Genomic DNA, 24,394 nt, shown 5'->3' with positions numbered 1-24,394 from the left:
CCGGGCGCACACGACGCGAACGGGTTATCGCGAGCCACCCCGGCACGCGGCTGCCGTGCGGGGCTGACTACGACGGCCGGATGACCGCGCCGTCACGCACGACCAGCGGCTCCGTGCGGCTGGATTCATGGAACCGTGTCCACCCCAGCTCCACGCTGCCGTCGGAGTGCCGGTGGCGGTCGTCGGTCCTGGCCGCGAGCCGGCGGAGCAGTTCACCGGTGAGGTCGAACTGGTCGGGGTGGATCTCCTGCCGACTGGTCAGGGCCCATACGCCGCGCGCGCCGTGTTCCCGGCGAAGCAGGGTCGAGACGAGCTCGCCCCCCACCTTCCAGGCCTCGCCCAAACGGGAACCCGGTCACGATCCGGAGGATCCCGGGCTCGGGGCCGAGCCCGAGATGCTGTCGGAGCTCGGCGAGTTCGTCCTCCCTCCGGTAAAAGGTGACGCGTTCTGTCAGTTTTGGCAGGAACGATGGATCACATGAGCATCGAGGACAACACCACCCGGACCATCGAGAACGCCCGGACCACCCACCACCCCGCCGCGCCGCCGGCCGACCGGGTCGCCCTCGTCGCGGGGGCCACCCGCGGAGCGGGACGGGCCCAGGCCGTGGAGCTCGGCCGGGCCGGTGCGACCGTGTACGTCACCGGCCGTACCACCCGGGCCCGGGCCAGCGAGGTCGGCCGGACGACCGAGACCATCGAGGAGACCGCCGAACTGGTCACCGCGGCGGGCGGCACGGGGATCGCGATCCCCACCGACCACCTCGACGAAGCCCGCGTACGCGCCCTCGCCGAGCGGATCGACCGGGAGCAGGGGCGGCTCGACATCCTCGTCAACGACCTGTGGGGCGGCGAGCACCTCCTGGCCACCTCGGTGTTCGGGAAGAAGAGCTGGGAGACGCCGCTCGCGGACGGCCTGCGGATCCTGGAGCTCGGCGTGCGCTCGCACGTGATCACGGCGGCGCTGCTGCTTCCGCTGCTGATCCGCTCCGACGCGCCGCTGCACGTCGAGGTCACCGACGGGACCGCGCACTCCAACCGCCGTTACCGGGAGAACATGTACTACGACCTGGCGAAGAACGCCCCGATCCGCCTCGCGTTCGGGCTGGGACAGGAACTCGCCGAGTACGGGGGCACGGCGGTCGCGGTCTCCCCGGGCTTCCTGCGCTCGGAGCAGATGCTCGCCCACTTCGGTGTGAGCGAGGAGAACTGGCGTGACGCGATCGCCCAGGAGCCGGCGTTCGCGATCGCGGAGTCCCCGTACTACCTGGCCCGAGCGGTCGCGGCCCTGGCCGCCGACCCGGACCGCGCCCAGAGGTGGAACGGCAAGTCCACCTCCAGCGCGGAACTGGCCAGGGCGTACGGGGTGACGGACGTGGACGGCAGCCGGCCGGACGCCTGGGCGTACTTCGAGGACGTCACCTTCGGCGGCAAGGAAGGCTCCCCGGAGGACTACCGCTGACCCTCGACCCGCTCGCCGCGTTCCTCGGGCAGCGCTACGGGGAGTCGGCCCGGTAGAGAGCGGCCAGGGCCCCGGCGTGCTCACGGAAGCGGGCGCGCAGGCCGGCCGGGGCCAGGACCTCGGCGTCCGCCCCGAGCCGGGACAACTGGTCGAAGGCGACGTCCTCGGACTCCGCCGGCAGGTCGAGGGTGACCAGGCCGGCGGGGTCCGGGGCGCCCGCGGAGGCGAGGGCGTCCGCGACGGCGGCCCCGTCGACGACAGCGGGCAGCCGCCGCAGCCCCCGCCCGGTCAGCCGGATCGTGACGGTGGTGCGCAGCAGGGAGCGGGCGAAGGCCGCCGAGCGGGCATCCCAGTGCGCGGCCAGGTCGAAGTCCGGGTCGCGCGCGAACGGCTCCTCCGCCCCGGCAGCGGGACCGAGAGCGGTGATCCGGTCGACGCGGTAGGTACGCCAGCCGCCGTCGTGTTCCGCTTCTTCCCCCTGCGCACCGGGGATGCGGACGACGGCGTACCAGCTGCCTGCCTTCAGCACGAGCCCGTACGGCTCGACCACCCGCACCACGACGGCGGACGGTGCACCGCCCCGCCCCGGCCGCGCGTACGACAGTTGGACGGCCCGGTCCGCCCACACCGCGCGGGCAAGCTCCGGCAGCAGTTCCGGGGTGGCGGGTTCACGGAACCAGGCCGGGGCGTCGAGGTGGAAGCGGCGCACCGACGACTCGGCTGCCTGGCGTACCGACGGGAGCAGGGTCGCGCTCAGCTTCAGCCGGGCGGTCTGCGCCGCGTCCGACAGCCCCAGATCCCGCAGGGCCGAGGGCAGACCGGACAGGAAGAGCGTCTCCGCCTCGCTCGGATGGAGCGTGGTGAGCCGGGTCCGGTATCCCGCGGCGAGGAAGTAGCCGCCCACCCGCCCCCGCTCCGACCGGACGGGGACACCGGCCTCCTGCAGCGCCTGGACGTCGCGGATCACGGTCCGCTCGGAGATCTCCAGCTCACGGGCGAGCGCGGACGCGGTCAGGCCGGGGTTCGACTGGATCAGGAGGGCCATACGGATCAGACGGGCGGCACGCATCCTCCAAGGATCACCGACCCGACGGACGAACGGGACCACGGCCGGGGGCTGGGGCGGTGGCGGGGGCGGTGGCGGCCCGGTGGCGCCGGATCCGGGGCCTGCGCCCCACCGGGCATCGGCCGCGTCCGCGGCGGTGGAGCCTCACGGCGTCCGCCGCCCGTGGCGGTCCGCCAGGGCCCGTGCACCGGGGGCACAGGACTCCCGCAGCGCGGCGAGTTCCGCCGCCGGCAGCCGCCGCGAGGCGCCCCGGCGGCTGCCGTCCAGGCGTGCGGCCCCGGCGTCGAGCCAGTGCGGGAGCGGCTCGACGCCGATGAAGCCGGCCAGCCGGGTCAGCTCCTCCCGGGGATCGTCGAGCAGGTCCTCGTAGGCGAGGGTGGTGCGTGCCGGTGCGGGCACCGTGTCGAGATGAGCCACACCCTGGACGACGAGCTGCGACCACAGTGCCGCGAAGCCGGTCAGGGGCAGGTCCCGGTCCAGCACGAGGCCGGGATCGAACCGTTCACCGAGCAGCGGCGACAGTTCGGGCGGAAGCGAGCGGATCTGGTCCTCGGTCAGCTCCTCGACACGGTCGGCGCCGGTCCGGGCGAGGATGTCCCGCAGCAGGAAGATCAACCGGTAGCCCGTGTGCCGGCTCATGGACAGCGCACAGTCCGGCCCGTCCCTGAACAGGTGCACGAAGCGCGCCTCGGGGAAGACCCTGCGCAGCAGCGGCACCCGCTCCAGCGAATAGCCCGACCGCTCGACCACCGCTGTGCGCCCGAATCGCGCGCACAGCATGCCGAACAGGGCCTCGTAGTGGCCGGCGGCGGTGCGGTGGGGCCAGCCGGACACCTGCTTCTCCAGCTCGTCGAACAGGCCGTCCGGGTCGTCGCTCAGGTGCGGGAGCACCATCAGGGACAGCGCGGGGATGCCGGTGGTGTCGGTCGCGAAGCGTCCGGGACGGCGCGTGTAGACGAACTCCGGCATGGGCACGCCGTTGCGGATCATCCGCTCGAACAGCGGATTGGGATCGGCGAGCAGCCGCCAGAACTCCCCACCGCCCAAGAGGCCCTCGGGGAAGCCCCGGCTCTGCACGGACGACAGGAGCTCGTTCAGGCTGAGCACCTCCGGGTGCGCGTTGAGGATGCCCGACAGCGCGGTCGAACCGCTACGGCCCGTACCGACGACGAAGGTCAAAGTGCGCACGTCAGCGTTCTCCCTCGACGACCGCGCCGCCGAGGACGACGGCGGCGATCGCGAGCAGGCTTCCCCCAGAACCGCCCGCCGACCCCTCTCCTGCACGACGAGCCGGCCGCGCGAGCCCCTCAGGCCGGCGCTCGCAGACAGCACTGACAGTCCTCCTCGGGACCGCGGGCAGGCTCGACCGGCGCGGGGTGCGCCTGCGGTCAGGCTGCGCGCGAGCCTCACGGGCCGTTCCGTTCCGGCGGCCTAGCGTGGCCCCATGACGAGGAACCCCATGACGAGGAACCAGTACAGGAGGCTGCGAGCGGCCGCGGTGTTCTGCGTGACGGCGGCGCTCGTGGGGCCGGGCAACCCGGCCGGCGCATCTGCCGCGCCGCGGCCGGCCGGACCGCCGTCCCCGCGGCCCGACGCGTTCGTATACGTCGCCGACCTCCACTCCGACACGGTATCGGTCGTCGACACCGGCACCGGCACCGTCGTGGACAGCGTTCCGGTCGGTGACGGGCCCGACAGCGTGGCGGTCAGCCCGGACGGATCCCGTCTCTACGTCACCAATTCCGCGGCGGACACCGTGTCGGTGATCGACGCCCGGACCAGGAAGGTCATCGACACCGTCGCCGTCGGGGACGAACCGAGCAGGGTGACGGTCTCCCCGGACAACCGGAACGTCTACGTCGCCAACGTCGCATCGGACGACGTGTCGGTGATCAGCACCCGCACCCGCACCGTGACCGACACCATCGCGGTGGGCGACGCACCGCTGGGCCTGGCGGTGACGCCCGACGGATGCACCCTGTACGTCGCCAACGCCGCCTCCGGCACCGTCGCGGTGGTCCGCACCGCGAGCGGCACCGTCACCCGAACCATCCCCGTCGGCAGCGGCCCGACCGCCCTGGTGCTCACCCCCGACGGCCGTGAGCTGTACGTCACCAACCTGACGTCGGACGACGTGTCGGTGGTCGACGTCCGCACCGGCACGGAAGCCGCGCGCATCCCGGTGGGGGACCGGCCCGCGGGGATCGGGGTCCGACCGGACGGCCGCCGGGTGTACGTCGCCGACATCGGGTCCGACACCGTGTCCGTGATCAGCACCCGACGCCGTGCCGTCACGGACACCGTCGCCGTGGGCCACGGCCCCAACGGACTCGCCGTCAGCCCCGACGGCTCCCTGGTCCACGTCAGCAACTTCGACTCGGACAGCCTGTCGGTCATCGACGCCCCGACAGCCCGCGTGACGGACACGGTGGCCGTGGGCGACGGCCCCACAGGCGTCGCAGCGGCACCGGGGAAGCCCTCCTGACGCGTCCCCGCACCACCGCAGCGGCACACCGCCCGGTCACGGACGTCCTCCGAGTGCCGGGAACAGCCGGTCCGTCCGGCGAGTTGGACCGACCGAGGAGCAGGACGTATGCCTACAGGAGGACTGCATGACTGACCGGCCTTTGACGCTCATGGCGGTGCACGCCCACCCCGACGACGAGGCGACCGGGACCGGGGGCGTCCTCGCGCGCTACGCGGCGGAAGGCATGCGCACGGTACTCGTGACGTGTACCGACGGCCGCTGTGGTGACGGGCCGGGCGGTGTCAAGCCGGGCGATCCCGGGCACGATCCGGCGACCGTGGCCTCGATGCGCCGTCAGGAACTGGAGGCGAGCTGTGAGGTCCTGAAGATCGGCGATCTGGAGGTGCTGGACTACGCCGACTCCGGGATGATGGGCTGGCCGAGCAACGACGCCCCGGGATCCTTCTGGCGGACCCCCGTCGAGGAGGGCGCCGCCCGACTCGCCGAACTCATGAGGCACTACCGGCCCGATGTGGTCGTCACCTACGACGAGAACGGCTTCTACGGCCACCCCGATCACATCCAGGCCCACCGCATCACGATGGCGGCACTGGAGATGACCACGCTGACGCCGAAGGTGTACTGGACGACGGTGCCCCGCTCGGCGATGCGGCGGTTCGGGGAGATCATGCGCGAGTTCCACGCGGACATGCCGGAGCCGGACCCGGCCGAGGCCGCCGCGCTGGCCGAGATCGGCCTCCCCGATGACGAGATCACCACGTGGGTGGACACCACCGCGTTCAGCGGTCAGAAGTTCGACGCGCTGGCCGCGCACGCCAGTCAGGGGGAGAACATCTTCTTCCTCAGGATGGGCAAGGAGAGGTTCGGTGAACTGATGGGTATGGAGACCTTCGTACGGGTCAAGGACACCACCGGAGCGGCGGTTCCCGAGAACGACCTCTTCGCCGGACTGCGCTGACCCGCCCGTCCGGCCGGGCGGGGCAGGCCACTGAGACGGAGGCGTGAGTGGGTGACTGGATCCCCCGCGAGGAGTGGGTGAAGACGCAGCCGCAGGCGCTCGTGGCGTCGTGCGTCATGCTGCTGGACGACCAGGACCGGATGCTGCTGCTCCGGTACGGCCCCGGCCAGGAGCAGGCCAGCGGGACGTGGTGGCTGCCGGGCGGCATGGTCGACGGCGGAGAGAACCCGTGGCCGGCGGCCCGCCGGGAGATGGGCGAGGAGACCGGCGTCGCGCTGGGTCCGCAAGCCCGCCTCATCGGCGTCGACCACAGGGCCGACGTCCTCGGCACCGGCCCGGTGGTGGACTACTTCTTCGCCGCGCGGCTCGCCGCCGGCCAGCGGATCCGGCTCAGCTCCGAACACGACCGGCACGCCTACCACCAGCCCCACGACCTTCCGGATCCCCTCGCGGCGCAGGCTCGGACGCTCACCGCGCTCCATTCCGCAGCCCTGACCGGCCGGGCCGTGTACCTGCAGGAGGGGTTGCCCACATGAACCGCATCCGCACCGCCGCCACCGGCCTGGTCGTCCGTGACGGCCACGTCCTGCTCGTCAGGGGGAACTGGCCCCAGCCCGGCACGTGGCTGCCGCCCGGCGGTGGGCAGGAGCCGGGCGAGCCTCTGCACCGCGCCGTGGAGCGGGAGGTGCTGGAGGAGACCGGGGTGACCGTTCGCGCCGGACAGCTGCTGTTCCTGCGCGAACACATCCCCGCCAACCACGAGGACGGGCCCATCGCGTACGACCGCAACCACCGGGTCGACGCGCTGTTCTGGTGCGAGGTCGTGTCGGAGCCGTCCACGCTGGGCGGGCTCATCCCCGATCCGACCCACACCGGCGTCGAGTGGGTCCCGCTCGACAAGGTCGCCGGGCTGCGGATGATCCCGCTGTACCTGCGCGACCGGCTCATCGACGTCGCCGCCCGGGCGGCCGCAGGTACGTGGCAGACGCAGTACCTGGGTGACACGGCCTGACCAGGCCCCGGACGCGCCTCACACGGTTGCCGGTGCCGCGGTCTTCCGTTGCCCGGCCCCGTGCCTCCCGCACGCCGCTCAGACCCGTGCGGTCTCCTCGACCACGACCTTTTCCGAGCCCTCGCGGCGTATCCGCTCGACCCCCCACGCGCCGAGCGGACCGAGCGCTTGGTTGAGCGTGCGGCCGTGCTCGGTCAGGGAGTACTCCACCCGCGGCGGCACTTCGGCATAGACCTCCCGGTGCACGAGGCCGTCCGCCTCCATCTCCCGCAGGTGCTGGGTCAGCATCTTCTCGCTCACTCCCGGCAGCCCGCGGCGGAGCTCCGCGAAGCGGAGTACACCGCGCGCCTCCAACTCCCAGAGGATCAGGCCCTTCCACTTCCCGCTCACCACATCGAGCGCGGCATCGATGCCGCAGATGTAGGGCCCGCTCCTCGGCGCCCTCGCCATCCCCGTCCCCCTTACTAAAAGGTAAGTACCGCAGAAAATAGTGGGTACTTACGAGATTAGCGTGACTCTCCGAGGATGGAGAGGTGAACGAACGACAGGAACACGCCACCAGCCGGAACAGCCCCGTGACCGTGATCGGGCTCGGCCCGATGGGCCGGGCGATGACACGCACCCTCCTCACCGCCGGTCACCCGGTCACCGTGTGGAACCGCACCGCGAGCCGGGCCGACGACCTCCTCACCGACGGAGCACGCCTCGCCGCGACACCCCGCGAGGCGGTCGAAGCCAGTGACCTCGTGATCCTCAGCCTCACCGACTACCAGGCGATGTACGACGTCCTCCACAGCGCCACCGGATCCCTCACCGGCCGGACCCTGGTCAACCTCAGCTCCGACACCCCCGAACGCACACGGGAAGCGGAAGCCTGGGCGGCGGGCCACGGCGCCACCTTCCTCACCGGAGGTGTCATGGTCCCCGCGCCGATGGTCGGCACGCCGGCGGCCTACGCCTACTACAGCGGCCGCGCCGAGGCGTTGGAGAGCCACCTGCCCGCCCTGACCCTCCTCGGAACACCGAAGTACCTCGGTGAGGACCCGGGCCTCGCCCAGATGATGTACCAAGCCCAGCTCGCGGTGTTCCTCACCACCCTGTCCGCACTGATGCACGCGACCGCGATGCTGGGCACCGCGGGCATGCCGGCCAAGGACGCGCTCCCCGAGCTGCTCTCCGCCGCGGACTCCATCGGCGCCATCCTGAGGGCGGGGGAGGCGAACCCGGGCACCGCGCTCGATGCGGGGGAGCACCCCGGCGAGCTCAGCACGGTCACCATGATGGGCGCGACGTCGGACCACATCGTCGAGACGAGCGCGTCACTCGGCCTCGACCTCGCGCTCCCACTGGCGGTGCAGACCCACTACCGGCGCGCGATCAAGGACGGACACGGCGGCGACAACTGGACCCGCATCATCGACGGCATCAGAGCACCGCACTGACCCGCCGGGGGCCGGGGGCGGGCGGCCAAGCATACGGGGCCACGGCCAGGGGTACAGACCTGGAGTGCGACGTGAACGGCTGACCTTCGACGGCTGGATCGCCGCCGTCGGAACGGGCTCCGGCACGCGCGTGGTCGTCGGTCACTGGCCCCGCTCGCCCTTCGGGCCGTTCAGTGACGTGATGGTGGAACGGGCCGACGGCCGGCGCGTGCTGCTGGCGCCCACCGCGCCCACCGCGGAGTACGTCGCGGGTGTCTATCACTTCGACGAGGTCCGGACGACCCCGGTGAGGGTGCGCACGCGCGGCCGCGTGTGGGAGGTCGTGGCGGGGTCGTCCCTGGTCCTGGACTTCACCGTGGGCCGTCGCGGGACTCTCGGCTACGCCCTGCGGGCCGTCCCGCGGCCGCTCGTCCGGCGGCCGCTGTGGGCGGCCGTCGCCGACGTCCCCGCCCGCCTGATGGCCGGCGTACGGACCCGGGGGAGTTCCCGCCCCGGGTACCGGCAGTGGTACGCGGCCGGTGACCTGTGGCCGATCGTCGCCGCCGACGCGTCCTTCGACGGGATCGACCTCGGCCCTCTGGCTCCCGTCGTCCCTCCGGTGCGCTTCGGCTTCGGATCGGCTCCCGCGGCGCCGGCACTGGTACGGGTCCTGTCCACGGTCGAACGCGCTGGGCCCCGGCCCCTCAGGCGCGGGTGACGGCCCCGATCGCGTACCGGAGCAGTCCGGCTCCCGCCGGCCCGCGGGCAGCACTCAGGGGGCCCGCCAGACGTTGGCGAAGGCCGCGTTCTCGATGGTCCGCCGCTGGCGCACCGCCTCCAGTTCCATCACGGCGTCGTTGACGGCGGCCAGCACGGTCGTCACCGCTTCGCCGTCCGGGCCGGGAGCGTCCTCGGACGGCCCGCGGCGGATGCCGACGGCCACGGCGAGGGCCTGGAGGACGGGTTCGCCCTCCTCCCAGCGCCTCCGCGCCCGCTGCCGGGCCGGCGTGTCGGCGAGTTCCAGGTGCTTGGCCCCCCACGACAGGCGGCCGCGCCGCGCCGGGGACAGCAGGCCGTCCTCCTCGAACACGCCCTGGTAGGCCGCGGACAGGTCGCGGCCCCTGCGCCACAGCCAGTCCTCGACGCGCTCGTACGGCTCCTGCCGCACGAGCGCCGACGCCGCCGCCCCGAGCAACCGCTCGTCCAGCACCGGCTGCGGGCCCGGCAGGACGAGGTCGTCGTCCAGGGCGACGGTCTCCGCCGTGATGAGATCGATCAGCTCGGCGCCGGCGAGGGCCAGGGACAGGTCGCCCTGTCCCACAGGGCGCTCCGGCGGCGCCTCCAGGGCGATGATGAACAGGTCTTGCGCCGTGGTCATGAAGGGCTCCCTCGTGATCCGCCGAACCGGACTCGCGCCGCCGCCGACAGCGGTGCGGATGCGGATCAAGTATCGCCTCCGGGCTCGCCGCCCATCCGCGATTCCACGCCTGCTCCCGCCAAGGCCGTCCGGACGCCGGCCGGGCGTCAGCCGCGGGTGCGGTAGCCGGGGTGGACCCCGGGAGTCAGTTCCTGTTCGGCCGCGACGCGTTCGAGCAGGCCCAGGAGGTGGGTGCGCTGCTCCGGGTCGAGGGCGGCGAGCAGGGCGTCCTCATGGGCCGCGGCCGCCCGGGAGACCGCGCCGAGGGTGCGTCTGCCCTCCGCCGTGAGGTGGAGTTCGTAGTTGCGGCGGTCCTCGGCGCTGCGCCGCCGTTCGACGAGGTCCTTGCCCTCCAGGCCGTCGATCAGCGTGACGACACGGCTCGGTACGACGCCCAGCTCCTCGGCGAGGGCCCGCTGGCTGCGCCCCGGCTGCCCGGCGACCATGCGCAGCAGTCCGACGTCCGCCGGGGTCAGCCCGAGGTGGCCGACGCGTTCCGCGAAGCGTCCGGCGGCGTGCGCGCCGATCTGGGCGAGGAGGAACGCGGCCCCGCGCGGCCCGGTGGCCGGGGCGGAGCCCGTCGTATGCGGTTGCCGGGAACTGTTCACCCGCCTATCGTAAGCCACGCAAAATGATTCTCCTCGGTGAACGATTAACCTCAGAGAACGGATTCTGCCGTGACCGCCACCTCATCGACCGCTGCCGCCCGGGAGCCGCACAACCGCCGGGACCCGCAGGCCGGACCGCCGCCCGGCATCCTCGCCGTGGTCTTCACCGCCCTCTTCCTCGCCGGGCTCGTGCTCAGCACCGTCCTCGCCGGCGGGGACACCTTTCCCTCGCCCTTCGGCTCCACCGACACGGTGACCGCCTGGTTCCGTGACCACGCCGACGCGGCCCGCCTTTCCGGAGCCCTGCAGTTCGCGGCCTCGGTGCCGCTCGCGATCTACGCCGCGACCGTCTCGGCGCGGCTGCACAAGCTCGGCGTACGTGCCCCCGGCGCCACCATCGCGCTCGCCGGAGGCGCCCTCGCCTCGGCCTTCCTCGCCTGCTCCGGACTGGTCACCTGGGTGCTCTCCCGGCCCGAGGTCGCGGGGCACGACGACGTCGTAAGGGCCCTGCAGTACCTGGCCTTCGGGCTCGGCGGGCCCGGCCACGTCGTCCTGCTGGGGCTGCTGGTCGCCGGGATCGCCGTACCGGGGCTGCTCGCCGGGCTGCTCCCGCGCGCCCTCGCCGTGGCGGGACTGGCCGTCGCGGCGGTCGCCGAACTGTCCACGCTGGTTCTGCTGGCCGACGGGGCCGCCCTGCTGCTTCCGGTCGCCCGGTTCGCCGGTCTGCTGTGGCTGATCGCGGCCGGGTTCCTGCTGCCGCGCCGCCGCGTCCGTACGGAGGGCTGACCGCCATGACGAGCTCCACCACCGCCCCCGCACCCGACCCCGCGGAACGGATGCTCCGCTTCCACCAGCCCGAGAAGGTCCTGCGTCATCTCGGCCCCGCCTCCGACGAGGCCGCGCTCGGGGCCCTGTTCGGGCTCGAACCGGCCGGCTACCGGACGCGCCTGGACCGGTTCGAGGCGCGGAACCGGGCGGCCGCCGCCGCCCTCGCGGCCGAACCGGGAGCGGCCGCAGGCCTGGCCGTTCTGCCGTTCCGGCCGGGCGAACACGTCGTGGCCGTCGGGGAGAGCACCACCGCCGACCGGCTGTCCTGGTTCGAGATCCTTCGGCACCTGCTTCCGGAAGGCGTGCGCTGCACCAACATGGCCGTGTCCGGCAGTACGACGACCCAGGCCCTGGCGAACCTCCCGCTCCTCGCGTTCCAACGGCCCGACTGGGTGCTGTGCATGCTGGGGGCGAACGACGTCCAGCGGCTGGACGGGGTCCCGCTGGTCTCCGCCGCCGAGACCCGCCGCACCCTGAGGGCCCTGCGCGACCTGACGGTCCGGCGGACCGGGGCCCGGTGGGTCTGGCTCACCCCGACCGGCGTCGATCCCGGGCGGGTCGCGCAGTACGTCCACTTCCGGCGGGCCGGTCTCGGCTGGGCCGGGCCCGACCTCGACGCCGTCGCGGAACTCCTGCTCGCCGAGCCCGAGGTCACGGTCGACACCCGGGCCGCCGCGCACGGCCACTGGGAGGAGGACGGCGTCCACCTCACCCCGGCCGGTCAACAGCACGTCACCGCAGCGGTGGTGGAGGCGCTGGCGACGGAACCGGGCCCGCCGTGACCGCGCGGGTGGGCTACCGCGGGCCGACCGTGACCTCGTACGTGCTCCCGCTCCTCCCGCGGGTGTTCACGGTGACGGTCTGGCCGTGGCCCTCCCATGTGGCGCCGCGGCCCCGGACCGTGACCCGGTAGCCGTCCGGGTAGGTGTCCTTCGGCACGGTGATCTCGGTGGGTCCCTCCGCGTTGTCGCGGGTGCGGAAGGTGAGGGTGTAGGTGCGGGTGGCGGGGTCGTACGCGAAGCCGAGCGGGTCACCCGCGACGGCCCGCGCGTAGGGCTGGACGAGCAGCCGGGCGTTGGGCTTCGGCGCGCCCGTCTGGTCGAGGAAGCAGTAGCCGCCGCCCCGGCACCACTGCCACCACGTCCAGCCGCTGGAGAAGCGGTCCAGGGAGGCCGTCATGTCGGTGACGAACCGGCTCGCGTGCGGAACGTAGGGGTTGCCGCCCCACTCGCCGACGACCACCGGCATGCGGTGACGGGCCGGGTAGTCGCTGATCGCGGCTTCGTAGGCGGGGATGAAGGTGCCGTCGGGGTCGTAGTCGCCGCCGGTCTCCATCGCGGTCTCGTAGAAGTGCGGCGCGTACCCGGCGTGCGGGTCGTCGACGGTCCCCATCCGGGTGGGGACGCCGAGGCCGACGATGACGGTGGGTTCGACGAACACCCACGACTTCCGGTCCACCAGGCGGACTGCCCGCGCGAGGCGGTTCCACATCTCGGTGAGCTCGCCGGCCTCGAAGCGGGCCGCGGCGGCGGGCAGGTCCTCGCCCTCGAGGAACCGGGCGAACGGCTCGTTCATCAGGTCGTAGCCGAGCAGTGCCGGGTGCCCGCCCAGGGAGGCGGCGACCGTCGTCCACATGCGGGCGTGCGCGGTGCGGAGATCGGCGTCCTTGTACAGGTGGTCGAAGGCGGCCTGTACGGACGGTTCGAAGTACTCGGAGAACCAGTCCTCGGGGATCGGCCAGAACGGCAGCCCCTCGTCGCGCGTGGCCCAGGCGGGTACGCCGCGGGAGCCGAAGTGCGGGCCGTACACGTCCTGGTGGGCGTCCAGGACGACCTTGACGTGGTAGCGGGCGGCCCAGTCGAGGATGCGGCGCATCTTGGCGAGGTAGCCGCGGTCGTACTGCCCCGGGGCCGGTTCGAGGTCGTCCCAGAAGAACGCCAGGCGCGCGAGGTTGAACCCCCTGGCGGCCATGTCCCTGAGGTCGCTCTCGTGGATGTCGGCGAACGCGTCGGCGCCCCGTCCGCTCTTGTCGGCGAGGTTGAAGCCGCGCCACTGCAGCGCGCGGCCCTGGCCGTCCGCGATGAAGGTGCGGTCGCCGACGGTGACACGGTCGGGGCGGTCGGGGCGGGCCTGGGCCTGCGCGGGGAGGACGCCGAGCAGGAGGGCTGCCACGGCGAGGGCGACGGGGGCCAAGCGGGAGGTCCGGCGCATGCAGGAGACCCTTTCGGAGGCGACGTCTCTGACGATGTGTCACTTGCGGGTCGGATGTTACTGACGAGTGAGGCAAGTTCCCATCGTTTCGCTGCAGTTGCCGAGACCCGTCTGCTTCCCGCACCGCCGGGCGGGGTGCTCACGTCAGCAGGCGCAGCGCCGTCGCCGCGATGCCCAGTCGTACGCTCTGACCCCAGGTCAGCTGCAGGGCGTCGGCCTCCATGCCGTCGCCGAACACCACGATCCGGTCCGACTCCACCGTCAGCCGCAGGCCCTCGCGCTGGTCCAGATGGCCGCAGACCCTGGAGGTTCCGGTCGCGGGCGACGGCCAGGCCTCGCGGACGAACCACAGCAGCCGGCGGTCCGACGGTGCGGGCAGCTGTGCGGTGCTGCCGCGTTCCAGCCACAGGGAGCGCAGCCAGCCGGTGGCGCCGGTGCCGGTGCCGACGAGCACACCGGACGACGCCTGGGCCTCGCCCGGCCCAGCCTCGCCGTCGGGGCTCAGGCGGTAGCGGGCCGTCTGGTGGCCGGGTGAGCCCAGGTAGATCTCGTTCAGGGCGAGAAGGCGCTGGGTGTCGTCGGCGACGGCCTCGACCATGGTCAGGTCTTCCGTCGGCCCCCCGCCGGCCGCGGCGCGCAGGAGGGCGGCCGTGTCGGTGCATCGGTGACGGACCAGGACCCCGGGGTTACGGCCCGGGTCGGTGTCGATGCCGACCACCGGCTGTCCGGAGAGGTACTTGGCGGTGTTGGCGACCAGGCCGTCCTGCCCCACCACGACCACCACGTCCTCCGGCGCGAACAGGAAGCGGTCCAGGTCCGCCCGCTCCACCTGGGAGCTGCGCCAGGTGAGCGGTACCGCCGCCGCCACTTCGCGCAGGGCCTGCCGGGTCCGGTTGTGGCGGTCCACCACGTCGTCGATCGAGCGGCCACGGCTGGAGAGGAAGAACGCGGCCTGCCCGTGCGTCCCGTGACGGTCGATCAGTTCCTCGTACTCGGTCCTGCGGTGCACGAGCACCGCCCGAGGGGCCAGGCTCACGCCTCGGAACCGGCGTCCGGACGCCCGAGCCTGCTGAGGAGCCCGGTGAGGACGTCCGGGGTGAGCGTGATGCTCTCGACGCGCGGCAGGTTCTCCGCCAGCCGGGTCGCCGCCAGGGCGTACAGCGTGCCCGCGCCGGCCTCGTCGTGCACCCGCAGCCAGGAAGCCTGGGCCTCGGCCCGCGCCGCTCCGGTCTCGCGCGCCGCTGCGGCGTCCGCCCGGGCCAGGCGTACCTTGCGCGCCGCCTCGGCCTCGGTCCGTACGCTGTCGGCCGCCGCCTTCTCCTCGGCCTCCCGGCGGGAGTTGACGCCCCGCTGCTCGATCAGCTGTTCCTCGCGCCGCGCCAGTTCGATCTGACTGGCCAGCTCGTTCTCGGCGATCGTCCGCTCCCGCTCGACGGCGACGGCCCGCCGTTCGTAGGTGGCCCGGTCCGCCTCCTGCTGGATCTGCTCGCGGGCCGGGGTGCGCAGGGCGCGCTCCACCTCGGCCTCGGGCCGGATCGCGACGACGCGCACGGCCACCACGTCGATACCGGTGTCCGGGAGCCGCGGTTCGGCGGCGAGACCGGCGGCGACGCTCTGCCGTACGGAGGCGACACCGTCCACCAGGGCGACGGCCAGCGGGGTCCGGGCCAGCACGTCCAGCGTGTGCTGCTGTGCGGTCTCGGTGAGGAGGGTGGAGATCTGCTCCAGGGGCGCGCCGCGCCAACTGCCGCTGTCCGGGTCCACGGAGAAGTCGAGCCGGTCCGCCGCCGCGGCCGGGTCGCTGATCCGGTAGGTGACGGTGGCCTGCACGGTGACGTCCTGGAAGTCGGCCGTACGGGCGTGGAACGCCATGGCCAGCTCCCGGTCGTCGACGGGCACTTCGGACAGCGCCGCCGACAGTGACCGGTACCAGAAGCTGAGCCCCCGGCCGTCATGGACGAGACGGCCGCGCTTGTGGTGGCGTATGTGGGTGGTGGGCGCGGATCGCAGATGACGCCAGCCGAAGCGCCGGGTGATGTCGGCCATGGTGAGAACCCCCTTGCTTTCGTCATCGTGACGATAACCGGAAGGGCGTATATCGTCAAGGGGACGAAAAGGCGGGAGCCGGGGCGGCGGCCCGCAGCGCCGCCTCGACCCGGCGGTTGCTGGTCATCGTCGCCGTGACGGCCGTCATGGCGAGCAGGAGACCGGCGGCGGCGTACAGCGGGGCGCGCACGCCGTACGCGGTGGCCAGCCACCCGCCGACGAAGGCGCCGAACGGGGCGGCGCACATGGCGAGCATGCGGGAGGTGGACGCGACCCGGCCCATCAGGTGCGCGGGGACGATCGACTGCCGGAGCGAGGGCGCGAGCACCATCGTGGCGCCCATGCCCGCGCCGCAGACGGCGAGCGCGAGGCCGGCCACGTACGGATTCGGGGCGGCGGCAAGGCCGAGGACGGCGAGCCCCTCGACTGCGGCCGTGCAGGTCAGTGCGGTGCCGGTGCCGAGCCGCCGGCCGAGGAAGGACGCGATGCCCGCGCCGAGCAGACCGCCGGAGGCCTCCGCCGTGAGGAGCAGGCCGAAGCCGAGGGCGCCGATGCCGAGACGCTCGTGCGCGAAGAGGGCGAGCACGGTCTCCACGGCGATGAAGGCGATGTTCCCGACCGCCGGGCGCAGTGCGAGCCCGAGGAGCAGCCGGTCGCGGAACACGTACGAGGCGCCGGCCCGGGCCTGCCGCAGCAGCGACTCGCGGGCCTCCGGCACGGGCCGGGGCGTGGCGGGCAGCGACCGGACGAGCAGTGCGGAGAGCAGGAACGACAGCGCGTCGGCGAGCAGTGGGAAGGCCCGTCCGAGCGCGAGCAGGGCACTGCCCGCAGGCGGGCCGGCGAAGCCGGACATGGCGGTCTGGGCGCCGCGCAGGCGGGAGTTGGCGCGTTCCAGGAGTGCGGGCTCGCGGCCGAGCAGGTCCGGCAGGTAGGCCGTGGCGGCCGTGTCGAAGAAGAGTCCGCCGAGGCCGAGCAGGAAGGCGACGGCCGCGAGCAGCGGAATGCTCAGCACGTCGAGCGCGGCCGCTGCCGCCGGTACCGCGAGCAGCGCCGCGCGCGCCGCGTCCGTGATCCACATCGTGCGCCGGCGGTCCCAGCGGTCCACCAGCGCACCGCCGAGCACCCCGAAGAGCAGCCACGGCAGCGTTCCGGCGGCCGTGACGACGGCGAGCGCCATCGGATCCCGTGTCAACGTCAGGGCGAGCAGGGGCAGCGCGGCGTGCGACACCCCGTCGCCGAGCGAGGACACGGTCTGCGCGGTCCACAGCCGCCCGAACCCGGTCGGCAGCTTACGGACGTCGTCCGTCATCACTTGGTTTCCCCCTCGTGCTGCTCGTGCTGTTCGTGTTGCTTGCCCCGCTCGCCCGCTGCCGGGTGGAACAGCGCGAAGACGAACGACGCGTCCGGCAGCGACGGATCGGACAGTGCCCGGTACTCGTCCGCCAGGGCGTCCAGCCGAGCACCGAGCTCCGCGAACTGCTCATCGGTGAGCCGCAGATGCGCCATCCGCACGTGGCGCTCACCGTCCGCCGGCGCCGCCTCCAGGTCCGCGACCGCGTGCCGCATCAGCAGGTCCGGCCCTCCCTCGCCCGGATCCGGCATCACGATCGTCCCCGCGGCCATCGCGTAGTACCGCTCGTTGACGCCGCGCACCTTCCGCGTGCGCACCACCTTCACGAGGCCGGCCCGCTCGAGCAGCCGTACGTGATAGCTGGAACTGCCTTTCGCGAGGCCCACCCGCTCGGCGATCTGGGTGATGGTCGCGGGCTCGAAGCGGAGTACCGCCATGATCCGGTGACGCGTGAGGTTGGAGACGGCGCGCAGCTGCTCGTCAGTGGTGACGTGGAACGTCCCGGGAAGATCATCGGTTGGCATGGACACAATGGTCAACGTTTCTTGACCATTGAGCAAGGGGATTTCGCGGGGACTTCCGGCATCGCCCTGTCGGAGGCGGGTGGCAAGATCATCTGTGTAGTCCGTCATCACCAGGGGGAGACCATGACCGAACAGCCGAAGACCGCCCGCCGCGCCCTGCTGACCGGAGCCGTGGCCGGGCTCACCGGGACCGCGCTCATATCCGGAGCCGGTACGGCCGCCGCGGCGACCACGGCCGCCGGTACGCCGGACTGGTTCGACGTCAAGGCCCACGGCGCCGTCGGCGACGGGTCGGCCGACGACACCGCCGCCATCCAGCGCGCACTCGACGCCGCCGCCGCGGCGGGCGGCGGCACCGTGTACTTCCCCGCGGGGAAGTACCTGGTCAAGCCCGCAGCCGGGACCCCCGCGCTCGCCGTCAGGGCCGACGGCATCCGCCTGGCCGGCGCCGGGGCGAAGGCCTCCATGCTGATCAAGGGCGCCGACGGCATCCTGCTCCGGATGTCCGGCACGGGAGCGGCCTACTCCACCGGGGCCACCCACCGCCGCTACTGCTCCGTAGAGAACCTCGGCTTCAACGGCAACGGCAGGACCGGCCTCCTGCTGGAGCTCTACTACAACAACAACTCCTACTTCCGCGACGTCTTCATGACCTCGAACAAGGACATGTGCATCGACGCCGTGGAGTTCTGGGACTCCCGGTTCTACAACCTGGTCATCGAGGACTGCACCGGCACCACCGGCAGCACGACCCAGCCCAACATCTGGCTGCGCAACGCCTCCTCCGCCACCGACGGCGCCTGGGGCCACAGCAAGGACAACATCAACCAGATCCACTTCATCGGCTGCCGCCTGGAGGCCTTCGGCACCGGCGCGCTGTGGATCGGCCAGGGCGCCGTCACCACCAACAACCCCAACGGCGTCTACATCACCGACTGCAAGTTCGAGACCTCCCGCATGCAGGGCGGCCCTCACCTGAAGACCGACGCGGGCTGCCGGCACATCTACGCCACCAACATCTACTGCTACGCCGGTGACTTCGCGGCGGGCACCCCGGCCACCGCGCGGAACATCATCAGCTGGGCGGCGAGCGCCAGCGCGCTGGAGAACGTGGTCATCGCCAACCGGGACAAGGCCACCGTCAACGCGGGCGTCGCGCTCTACTCCGGCCCGAACTCCACCGCGGTGCTGCGCAACGTCGTCGGTCTCTACGCCACCGCCCCCACCGGCACCCACATCTACTACGAGCAGTCCTCGACCGGTGACTTCCGGGTGGAGAACAGCTACGGCACCCTCGGCGCCCAGGCGACCGGAACCATCCCCGTCAAGAACGCGCCGAACCCGCCCCTGCGCCTCGTGCCCGGCCCGGTCACCGACGCCTCCTTCACCCGTCAGCCCCTCGACGGCACCATGGCCGTGGACTCCGTCAACAAGCGGCTCTACGTCCGGGTCGGCGGCCAGTGGCTCTGGTCGGCGCTCAACGCCTGACACCGATGCGTGGCCTCCTCCGTATCCGCAGCTCAGGACTCAGCGGATGCGGTTTGTGCGAGGAGACCTGACCCTGGAGGAGGTTTTGAACCCATGGCGAGGAGGCCACTATGTCCGTGTTGGACAAGCTCAAGCAGATGCTGAAGGGTCACGAGGACCAGGCGGCGCAGGGCGTCGACAAGGCCGGTGACTTCGTGGACGACAGGACCCAGGGCAAATACAGCAGTCAGGTCGACACGGCCCAGGAGAAGCTCAAGGAACAACTGGGCGGGGACCAGGGGCAGAACCAGCCGCCCCAGCGGTGACGCGGTGGCGCCCCGCGCGCGTGCCAGGGGTACGAGGGCGTGCGGGGCGGGGTCGTACGGACCGTCCGCGGCGGGCCGCGCGGGCCCGGCGGAACTGAAGTACTGGAGAGTCGGTACCGTCCGTCCGGCCAGGACCAGGCGGCCGTCGAGCCCCTCCGGCGAGCGTCCGGGCCGGCGGCGCACCAGAGGGGCCGGCCGGCGGCCGCGCGGTCGGAGGCGTCCCGGCAGGCCTGCGGGCGCAGCCATGGGGCGCGCCCGCTCCGGCAGAGCGGCCGGAGCGACGGCCGCCGCGCCCTCCGGGGCCGCCGCGCCCCGCTCCGGCCGGGCGGGATCCCCCTCAGTAGCAGCCCCGCTGGAAGGACCACGCGGGGTCCGTCACTCAGTGCGGCAGGACGGTGCTCAGCACCACGCCCGCGACCACCCCGGCGAGCCGCTCCCATCCCGAGCCGCGGCCAGGCGTAGACGTCCTCGCGCAGGATCGGCACCGCCGGGGTGCGTCCGTCCGGGCGCGAATCCTGTGGACGCTCCGGCCGGAGCGGTGGCATCGTCAGCGATCGTGACGAAGCACGGTTTCCTGGCGCTGGCGCCGCAATACACCACCACGGCCGAACTGTTGGCGACGTCGGCGCGCAGGCGGGGGATGGAGGTGGCAGTACTCCCCGCCCACGACGGTACGGCTGCCGCCGCGGGCAGGCACGGTGCCCACTACTACGGCGGCCCCGCTTTCGGAGCACGCGTCGTGGACGCCCTCGAGATCGCGCTCCTGGAGCCGACCGACGACTGGCTGACCACGCTGCCGTACGAGTACACCCGACGGCACATCGCCCTGACGACCCTGGGCGAGGCGCGCGCTCTGTCGCGTCCGGCCTTCGTCAAGCCGCCGACCGACAAGAGCTTCCCGGCCGCCGTCTACGCGGACGGCAGCCGCCTCCCGAAGGGGCCGGAGCTGTCACCGGAGGTGCCGGTACAGGTCGGCGACGTGGTGACCTGGGCGGCCGAGTTCCGCCTGTACGTCCTCGACGGCGAGGTCCGCACGGGTTCGCAGTACGCCACCTTCGGCCGCCTCGACGCCGTGCCGCTGGCAGGGCACCGCTGTGAAGGCGCTGCCCTGGAGTTCGCGGATGATCTCCTGGCCGCGTGCGGCGACGGCCTGCCCAGCGCGGTGGTGATGGACATCGGGCTCCTGACCACGCCCGAGGCCGGCGCCGCCGACCGGTGGGCGGTGGTCGAGGCGAACATGGCCTGGTTCAGCAACAGCTACGCCGCGGACCCCGACCGGGCCCTGGAGGTCGTCCTCCGCTCAGCCGGTCCGCGCACACGGATGGCGGAGCGAGACCGCCGGTTCTGCCGGAACACCGAGGACACCCTCCTCGCCGGCCGTGACTGACTGCCGGGCCGCCGACGCGCACGCCTGGCGTCGGCGGCCCGGCAGGGGGGTGCTTCGGCCCGGATCCGGTCCCGCACGGTGCGAGGTACGCAGCTCCACGCTGCGTGAACGACCGACATGCGCTGTCGGTCATCCGTCGGCGTCGGCCGGTCCGGTGTCGGTGGCCTGTCGGCGAGGCGCGGGAGCGTTTCCCGCGAACGCCCGTCCAGAGAGCGCCGGGCGGCCCCGACCCCAGGAGTCACCATGCACGTACCCGTCACGATCATCGGCGCCGGACTCGGCGGGCTCACGCTGGCCCGCGTCCTGCACGTCCACGGAATCCCGGCCACGGTCTACGAGGCGGAGCCCTCCCCGACGGCGCGCACGCAGGGCGGACTACTCGACATCCACGACCACGACGGACAGCTCGCTCTCAAGGAGGCGGGTCTGACGGACGAGTTCCACGCCATCATCCTGGAGGGTCACCAGGCGATACGGGTCCTCGACAAGGACGGCACCGTCCTGCTCGACAAGGCCGACGACGGCGCGGGCGGCCGCCCCGAGGTGTACCGCGGCGCGTTACGGCAGATCCTGCTCGACTCGCTTCCGGCCGGTACGGTCCGTTGGGGCCACAAGGTCAGCGCCACCCGCACCGTCGGGCCGGGCCGCCACGAGGTGATGTTCGCCGACGGCGGCACCGTCGTCACCGGCCTGCTGGTCGGCGCGGACGGCGCCTGGTCCCGCGTACGGCCGCTGCTGTCCAGCGCCACCCCCGAGTACGTCGGCACGTCGTTCGTCGAGACGTACCTGTTCCACGCCGACACCCGGCACCCGGCCGCCGCGAAGGCGGTCGGCGGCGGAATGCTGATCGCGCCCGCGCCGGGCCGGGAGATCTTCGCTCACCGCGAAAGCGGCGACACCCTGCACGCCTACGTGGCGCTGAGCAGGCCGCAGGACTGGTTCGCAGCCATCGACTTCACCGATGCCGCCACCGCCACCGCGCGGATCGCCGCCGAGTTCGACGGCTGGGCCCCCGAACTCACCGCGCTGATCACCGACGGCGACACACCGCCGGTCCTGCGGCCCCACTACGCTCTGCCGGCCGGGCACCGGTGGGACCGGGTGCCAGGGGTCACCCTGCTCGGCGACGCCGCCCACCTCGCGGCCCCGAACGGTGAAGGCGCCAACCTGGCCATGTACGACGGCGCCGAACTCGGCAGGGCCCTCGCCGCGCACCCCGACGACGTCGAGACCGCGCTCACCGAGTACGAGCAGGCCATGTTCCCCCGCAGCTCCGAGCCCACCGTCTTCGAAGGCGGGGTGGTCCCCGGGATCGACTCCGAGCACAACACCGCCCATGGCCTTATCGACATGATCACCGCGAAGTGCCTCTGACCCCCTGACCGTCTGTCCCGTTCCCGGTAGAGCCGGGAGCGGGGCGGGACGTGCACGTCGTCACGTCGTCACGTCGTGCGACGGCCTCCGTAGGAGGCAATCAGGGCTTCGGCAACGGCAGTTGCGTCCGCGTCCGCCACATCGGCCGGGTACTCGGGCAGGAGGTCGTCCCAGACGGGCAGCCACGATCCGTACAGCTGGGCCTGTCCCTCGGGCCGGGCGAAGAACCACACGTGCAGGTGCGCGGCCCCGTCGCCGATGCGGTAGACGTGGGCCCGGCTGATGTGGGGCACTGCTTGCACGTGGCGGACGATGTGGGTGGTGAGCACGCCGAGCTCGGCGGCCAGTTCGTCGGGCAGGTCGGCCATGTCGTAGTGGTCGCGCGGGTAGAGCATCAGGACCAGCGGCACGCCGACGCCTGGTATCCGGGCGAGCCGCCAGCGGTCGTTGAGCCAGATGCCCTCGTCGCGGGAGCGGCACTCGTGGCAGTCCGCCGGGTCCTCCCCGTGCCGCGGCGCCTCGGGGAGAACGGGCGGGCGGAGCGCGGAGACACGCAGGCCCTCCGCCTCGAAGGGACTGACGTCCCATCCGGTCATCCGTGCGAGCGGAAGCCGAAGCTCATCATCCGCAGCCGCACGTGCGTGGTCGTAGAACTCATCGGGTCGCAAGGCCATGATCGTAAGACTAGTGCGGACGTGGGGAGTTCAGGCCTCCGGACGTGCAGGAAGCGGCGTGGTGACGGCGTGCTGCCGGGCAGGTCCGTTCCGTGCACGAAGGCCGGAGGCTCACCACACCCGCCGGCCCCTCGCCCCTCGGGGCACGGCCGCCTCCGGCCGCGCCGCCTCGGCACGGCGTACCGTACGGGGCAGCCCCGCGCGGGCCGGGGCCAGGGCCGTACGTCATGGTCGCGTGACAGGACTGCCACAACGGCGCAGCACGGGAACTCGGGCGGGCCGTGGTGCCGTGTCCCTGCACGTGCCGGTGCGGGGCCGGCCGGGAGACACCGAGGAGCATCCCATGCAGTACTCAGCAGGCCTCCGCCGCTCGACGGCGGCGCTCGTGGCGGCGGCCGCCGCCACCGCCCTGATGTCCGGCTGCGGCCCGGCCGACGACGGGGCGGCGGGCACGCCGCCGGCCACCCCGGCCGCCTCCGTGCCGGCCGCCCCGACGCCCACGCCCGGCTCCTCCTCCACCGGAGGCTCCGGCGGGACCGCGCCCATCCCCTCGGCGTCCGCCCCGGGCGGCGGGACGAAGCCCTGCACCGCCGACGAGGTCAAGGTCTCCGACGCCCAGCAGGCCGCGGTGCGGCCGCCGGGCACCGGGACCGGCGCCGCGGTGCTCTCGGTCGCCAACACCGCGAAGCACGCCTGCACGCTCACCGGATACCCGACGGTGGCCGGTGCGGGCAACGGCTCGCCCGACAAGAACCTGCCGCTGGCCGCCACCCACAGCGGTACGGCGTCGACAGTGACGCTGGCTCCCGGAGCCCGCGCCTGGACGAAGCTGACCTTCGTCAACGTCCAGGGCGAGGCGGACGGGTACTGCGTCTCGGGCGCCACTCCCGCAAGCTTCCCGACGCTCGTCATCGGTGTGCCCGGCGCGGGCTCGCACCAGATCGCCATGACCGACGGCGGCGTCTTCGCCGAATGCGACAACAAGGTGACGGTCAGCGCCTTCTCCGCCGGCAAGCCGTCCTGACCGGAGGGCGGCCCGGACGCCGGCCGGCCGGGTCGACCAGCGCCCGGCCGCAGTGGAACCGCTCGCGCCGGAGGCGGCCGTCGGCGGACCGGACGAGGTCGGCCGAGCTGCCGGGAAAACGCCTCGCGAGGCGGGCGGAGCGGATGGCAGGGTGCGGCGCATGGCAGCCCAGTACGAGATCCGCGCCGACTACGACGCCCACACGATCGTGGTCTACCAGGCGTACCCACCCGCCATCGCCGACGCCGCACTGCGAGCGGGCCGCTTCGTCGCGCCGTTCTCGTTCCACCGGATGACGTGGATCAAGCCCTCCTTCCTGTGGCTGATGCACCGCAGCAACTGGGCCCGCAAACCCGGGCAGGAGCGGGTTCTCGCCGTGCGGATGACCCGGCAGGGCTGGGAGGAAGCCCTGTCGCAGGCGGCCCTCACGACCGGCGACCCGGCTGCGGTGGCCCGAGCCGCCGTGCACGTCCAGTGGGACCCGGAACGCTCGCTGCGCGGAGCGGCGCTCAACCACTACAGCATCCAGGTCGGCATCGGCCGCACTCTGATCCGTACCTTCGCCGAGGACTGGACCGTCAGCCTCACCGACCTCACCCCCCGGGTCCGCAAGGCGGCGGAGCTGATCAAGACGGGGCATGCCGCCAAGGCACAGCGGCTGTTCCCCGCGGAGCGGGTCTACCCGACGCCGGGCCACGGCACCCGGCCGCTGAGCGGCGGTGTCTTGACGGTCTTTCAAAAACCCTGATG

General features: G+C 72.8%; 27 protein-coding genes. 15 read left to right on the top strand and 12 right to left on the bottom strand.

Annotation, left to right across the window (positions count from 1 at the left end):
- Positions 1-67: 67 nt before the first annotated feature.
- Positions 68-343, bottom strand: coding sequence for a hypothetical protein (locus ACZ6Y1_RS20320; RefSeq protein ID WP_469631330.1), 276 nt, complete (start codon positions 341-343; stop codon positions 68-70).
- Positions 344-478: 135 nt separating this feature from the next.
- On the opposite strand from ACZ6Y1_RS20320, the gene ACZ6Y1_RS20315 reads away from it, so the two are divergent.
- A complete protein-coding gene (locus tag ACZ6Y1_RS20315) occupies positions 479-1,462 on the top strand; it encodes an SDR family oxidoreductase (RefSeq protein ID WP_469631326.1) in 984 nt (327 codons plus the stop codon).
- Positions 1,463-1,496: 34 nt separating this feature from the next.
- Here the strand turns inward: ACZ6Y1_RS20315 and ACZ6Y1_RS20310 are convergent, their stop codons facing one another.
- Together ACZ6Y1_RS20310 and ACZ6Y1_RS20305 are read right to left on the bottom strand one after the other, a co-directional pair.
- Positions 1,497-2,531: a helix-turn-helix transcriptional regulator gene (locus ACZ6Y1_RS20310; RefSeq protein ID WP_469631323.1), complete on the bottom strand. Its 1,035-nt coding sequence runs from the start codon at positions 2,529-2,531 to the stop codon at positions 1,497-1,499.
- A 141-nt stretch (positions 2,532-2,672) separates the two neighbouring features.
- Positions 2,673-3,716 (bottom strand): sulfotransferase family protein, encoded by a 1,044-nt coding sequence (locus tag ACZ6Y1_RS20305; RefSeq protein WP_469631320.1) that lies wholly within the window; start codon positions 3,714-3,716, stop codon positions 2,673-2,675.
- A 256-nt stretch (positions 3,717-3,972) separates the two neighbouring features.
- Between ACZ6Y1_RS20305 and ACZ6Y1_RS20300 the strand changes: the two genes are divergently transcribed.
- From ACZ6Y1_RS20300 to ACZ6Y1_RS20285, 4 genes are all read left to right on the top strand, one after another.
- Positions 3,973-5,013 (top strand): YVTN family beta-propeller repeat protein, encoded by a 1,041-nt coding sequence (locus ACZ6Y1_RS20300; protein ID WP_469631317.1) that lies wholly within the window; start codon positions 3,973-3,975, stop codon positions 5,011-5,013.
- Positions 5,014-5,140: 127 nt separating this feature from the next.
- Complete coding sequence (locus ACZ6Y1_RS20295) at positions 5,141-5,974, top strand: PIG-L family deacetylase (RefSeq protein ID WP_469631314.1); 834 nt, start codon at positions 5,141-5,143, stop codon at positions 5,972-5,974.
- Between the two features lie 47 nt (positions 5,975-6,021).
- Positions 6,022-6,510 (top strand): NUDIX hydrolase, encoded by a 489-nt coding sequence (locus tag ACZ6Y1_RS20290; protein WP_469631311.1) that lies wholly within the window; start codon positions 6,022-6,024, stop codon positions 6,508-6,510.
- Complete coding sequence (locus ACZ6Y1_RS20285) at positions 6,507-6,986, top strand: NUDIX domain-containing protein (protein WP_469631308.1); 480 nt, start codon at positions 6,507-6,509, stop codon at positions 6,984-6,986. Before ACZ6Y1_RS20290 ends, ACZ6Y1_RS20285 begins: the two co-directional genes overlap by 4 nt.
- Positions 6,987-7,064: 78 nt before the next feature.
- On the opposite strand, the gene ACZ6Y1_RS20280 is transcribed toward ACZ6Y1_RS20285, so the two are convergent.
- On the bottom strand, positions 7,065-7,436 hold the full coding sequence (locus ACZ6Y1_RS20280) for a winged helix-turn-helix transcriptional regulator (protein ID WP_469631305.1): 372 nt from the start codon (positions 7,434-7,436) through the stop codon (positions 7,065-7,067).
- Between the two features lie 83 nt (positions 7,437-7,519).
- Here ACZ6Y1_RS20280 and ACZ6Y1_RS20275 point away from each other — a divergent pair, with 83 nt between their 5' ends.
- On the top strand, positions 7,520-8,428 hold the full coding sequence (locus tag ACZ6Y1_RS20275) for an NAD(P)-dependent oxidoreductase (RefSeq protein ID WP_469631302.1): 909 nt from the start codon (positions 7,520-7,522) through the stop codon (positions 8,426-8,428).
- A gap of 64 nt (positions 8,429-8,492) precedes the next feature.
- A complete protein-coding gene (locus tag ACZ6Y1_RS20270) occupies positions 8,493-9,125 on the top strand; it encodes a hypothetical protein (RefSeq protein ID WP_469631299.1) in 633 nt (210 codons plus the stop codon).
- Between the two features lie 54 nt (positions 9,126-9,179).
- Here ACZ6Y1_RS20270 and ACZ6Y1_RS20265 read toward each other — a convergent pair whose 3' ends face one another.
- Positions 9,180-9,785: a GPP34 family phosphoprotein gene (locus tag ACZ6Y1_RS20265; RefSeq protein ID WP_469631296.1), complete on the bottom strand. Its 606-nt coding sequence runs from the start codon at positions 9,783-9,785 to the stop codon at positions 9,180-9,182.
- Between the two features lie 146 nt (positions 9,786-9,931).
- Positions 9,932-10,432: a MarR family winged helix-turn-helix transcriptional regulator gene (locus ACZ6Y1_RS20260; RefSeq protein WP_469631292.1), complete on the bottom strand. Its 501-nt coding sequence runs from the start codon at positions 10,430-10,432 to the stop codon at positions 9,932-9,934.
- A 69-nt stretch (positions 10,433-10,501) separates the two neighbouring features.
- Between ACZ6Y1_RS20260 and ACZ6Y1_RS20255 the strand changes: the two genes are divergently transcribed.
- Complete coding sequence (locus tag ACZ6Y1_RS20255; RefSeq protein WP_469631289.1) at positions 10,502-11,218, top strand: hypothetical protein; 717 nt, start codon at positions 10,502-10,504, stop codon at positions 11,216-11,218.
- A gap of 5 nt (positions 11,219-11,223) precedes the next feature.
- Positions 11,224-12,042, top strand: coding sequence for an SGNH/GDSL hydrolase family protein (locus ACZ6Y1_RS20250; RefSeq protein WP_469631286.1), 819 nt, complete (start codon positions 11,224-11,226; stop codon positions 12,040-12,042).
- A gap of 13 nt (positions 12,043-12,055) precedes the next feature.
- Here ACZ6Y1_RS20250 and ACZ6Y1_RS20245 read toward each other — a convergent pair whose 3' ends face one another.
- The 5 genes from ACZ6Y1_RS20245 to ACZ6Y1_RS20225 form a co-directional block, all read right to left on the bottom strand.
- A complete protein-coding gene (locus ACZ6Y1_RS20245) occupies positions 12,056-13,471 on the bottom strand; it encodes a cellulase family glycosylhydrolase (RefSeq protein WP_469631283.1) in 1,416 nt (471 codons plus the stop codon).
- A 139-nt stretch (positions 13,472-13,610) separates the two neighbouring features.
- Positions 13,611-14,507, bottom strand: coding sequence for a hypothetical protein (locus ACZ6Y1_RS20240; RefSeq protein ID WP_469631280.1), 897 nt, complete (start codon positions 14,505-14,507; stop codon positions 13,611-13,613).
- A complete protein-coding gene (locus tag ACZ6Y1_RS20235) occupies positions 14,504-15,517 on the bottom strand; it encodes an SPFH domain-containing protein (RefSeq protein WP_469631277.1) in 1,014 nt (337 codons plus the stop codon). Before ACZ6Y1_RS20235 ends, ACZ6Y1_RS20240 begins: the two co-directional genes overlap by 4 nt.
- 55 nt (positions 15,518-15,572) lie before the next feature.
- A complete protein-coding gene (locus ACZ6Y1_RS20230; protein WP_469631274.1) occupies positions 15,573-16,826 on the bottom strand; it encodes an MFS transporter in 1,254 nt (417 codons plus the stop codon).
- Positions 16,826-17,392, bottom strand: a complete 567-nt coding sequence (locus ACZ6Y1_RS20225; RefSeq protein ID WP_469631270.1) for an ArsR/SmtB family transcription factor — start codon at positions 17,390-17,392, stop codon at positions 16,826-16,828. Before ACZ6Y1_RS20225 ends, ACZ6Y1_RS20230 begins: the two co-directional genes overlap by 1 nt.
- Positions 17,393-17,515: 123 nt before the next feature.
- Here ACZ6Y1_RS20225 and ACZ6Y1_RS20220 point away from each other — a divergent pair, with 123 nt between their 5' ends.
- The 4 genes from ACZ6Y1_RS20220 (at position 17,516) to ACZ6Y1_RS20205 (ending at position 21,946) form a co-directional block, all read left to right on the top strand.
- A complete protein-coding gene (locus ACZ6Y1_RS20220) occupies positions 17,516-18,880 on the top strand; it encodes a glycosyl hydrolase family 28-related protein (protein ID WP_469631267.1) in 1,365 nt (454 codons plus the stop codon).
- Positions 18,881-18,990: 110 nt separating this feature from the next.
- Positions 18,991-19,185 carry an antitoxin gene (locus ACZ6Y1_RS20215; protein ID WP_469631264.1) on the top strand — a complete coding sequence of 65 codons (195 nt, stop codon included), beginning with the start codon at positions 18,991-18,993 and terminating at the stop codon, positions 19,183-19,185.
- A gap of 553 nt (positions 19,186-19,738) precedes the next feature.
- Positions 19,739-20,572, top strand: a complete 834-nt coding sequence (locus ACZ6Y1_RS20210) for an ATP-grasp domain-containing protein (RefSeq protein WP_469631448.1) — start codon at positions 19,739-19,741, stop codon at positions 20,570-20,572.
- A 243-nt stretch (positions 20,573-20,815) separates the two neighbouring features.
- Positions 20,816-21,946: an FAD-dependent oxidoreductase gene (locus ACZ6Y1_RS20205; protein ID WP_469631261.1), complete on the top strand. Its 1,131-nt coding sequence runs from the start codon at positions 20,816-20,818 to the stop codon at positions 21,944-21,946.
- Positions 21,947-22,014: 68 nt separating this feature from the next.
- Here ACZ6Y1_RS20205 and ACZ6Y1_RS20200 read toward each other — a convergent pair whose 3' ends face one another.
- Entirely contained in the window at positions 22,015-22,542 is a 528-nt protein-coding gene (locus tag ACZ6Y1_RS20200) for a hypothetical protein (RefSeq protein ID WP_469631258.1), read from the bottom strand.
- Between the two features lie 421 nt (positions 22,543-22,963).
- Between ACZ6Y1_RS20200 and ACZ6Y1_RS20195 the strand changes: the two genes are divergently transcribed.
- Together ACZ6Y1_RS20195 and ACZ6Y1_RS20190 are read left to right on the top strand one after the other, a co-directional pair.
- Complete coding sequence (locus ACZ6Y1_RS20195) at positions 22,964-23,644, top strand: DUF4232 domain-containing protein (protein ID WP_469631255.1); 681 nt, start codon at positions 22,964-22,966, stop codon at positions 23,642-23,644.
- A gap of 160 nt (positions 23,645-23,804) precedes the next feature.
- A complete protein-coding gene (locus ACZ6Y1_RS20190; RefSeq protein WP_469631253.1) occupies positions 23,805-24,392 on the top strand; it encodes a DUF4291 domain-containing protein in 588 nt (195 codons plus the stop codon).
- Positions 24,393-24,394: the final 2 nt, after the last annotated feature.

The sequence above is a fragment of the Streptomyces sp. NPDC053432 genome (genome assembly GCF_055585365.1).
The sequence above is the reverse complement of the archived record's forward strand: the minus strand, read 5'-3'. Positions and strand labels throughout refer to the sequence as shown.

What these genes read in the sequence shown, in the direction of transcription:
- ACZ6Y1_RS20315 (WP_469631326.1), top strand. Translation starts at nt 479, where the DNA reads ATGAGCATCGAGGACAACACCACCCGGACCATCGAGAACGCCCGGACC.
- ACZ6Y1_RS20310 (WP_469631323.1), bottom strand. Translation starts at nt 2,531, where the DNA reads ATGCGTGCCGCCCGTCTGATCCGTATGGCCCTCCTGATCCAGTCGAAC.
- ACZ6Y1_RS20300 (WP_469631317.1), top strand. Translation starts at nt 3,973, where the DNA reads ATGACGAGGAACCCCATGACGAGGAACCAGTACAGGAGGCTGCGAGCG.
- ACZ6Y1_RS20295 (WP_469631314.1), top strand. Translation starts at nt 5,141, where the DNA reads ATGACTGACCGGCCTTTGACGCTCATGGCGGTGCACGCCCACCCCGAC.
- ACZ6Y1_RS20285 (WP_469631308.1), top strand. Translation starts at nt 6,507, where the DNA reads ATGAACCGCATCCGCACCGCCGCCACCGGCCTGGTCGTCCGTGACGGC.
- ACZ6Y1_RS20280 (WP_469631305.1), bottom strand. Translation starts at nt 7,436, where the DNA reads ATGGCGAGGGCGCCGAGGAGCGGGCCCTACATCTGCGGCATCGATGCC.
- ACZ6Y1_RS20265 (WP_469631296.1), bottom strand. Translation starts at nt 9,785, where the DNA reads ATGACCACGGCGCAAGACCTGTTCATCATCGCCCTGGAGGCGCCGCCG.
- ACZ6Y1_RS20250 (WP_469631286.1), top strand. Translation starts at nt 11,224, where the DNA reads ATGACGAGCTCCACCACCGCCCCCGCACCCGACCCCGCGGAACGGATG.
- ACZ6Y1_RS20245 (WP_469631283.1), bottom strand. Translation starts at nt 13,471, where the DNA reads ATGCGCCGGACCTCCCGCTTGGCCCCCGTCGCCCTCGCCGTGGCAGCC.
- ACZ6Y1_RS20235 (WP_469631277.1), bottom strand. Translation starts at nt 15,517, where the DNA reads ATGGCCGACATCACCCGGCGCTTCGGCTGGCGTCATCTGCGATCCGCG.
- ACZ6Y1_RS20230 (WP_469631274.1), bottom strand. Translation starts at nt 16,826, where the DNA reads ATGACGGACGACGTCCGTAAGCTGCCGACCGGGTTCGGGCGGCTGTGG.
- ACZ6Y1_RS20225 (WP_469631270.1), bottom strand. Translation starts at nt 17,392, where the DNA reads ATGCCAACCGATGATCTTCCCGGGACGTTCCACGTCACCACTGACGAG.
- ACZ6Y1_RS20220 (WP_469631267.1), top strand. Translation starts at nt 17,516, where the DNA reads ATGACCGAACAGCCGAAGACCGCCCGCCGCGCCCTGCTGACCGGAGCC.
- ACZ6Y1_RS20215 (WP_469631264.1), top strand. Translation starts at nt 18,991, where the DNA reads ATGTCCGTGTTGGACAAGCTCAAGCAGATGCTGAAGGGTCACGAGGAC.
- ACZ6Y1_RS20205 (WP_469631261.1), top strand. Translation starts at nt 20,816, where the DNA reads ATGCACGTACCCGTCACGATCATCGGCGCCGGACTCGGCGGGCTCACG.
- ACZ6Y1_RS20200 (WP_469631258.1), bottom strand. Translation starts at nt 22,542, where the DNA reads ATGACCGGATGGGACGTCAGTCCCTTCGAGGCGGAGGGCCTGCGTGTC.
- ACZ6Y1_RS20195 (WP_469631255.1), top strand. Translation starts at nt 22,964, where the DNA reads ATGCAGTACTCAGCAGGCCTCCGCCGCTCGACGGCGGCGCTCGTGGCG.
- ACZ6Y1_RS20190 (WP_469631253.1), top strand. Translation starts at nt 23,805, where the DNA reads ATGGCAGCCCAGTACGAGATCCGCGCCGACTACGACGCCCACACGATC.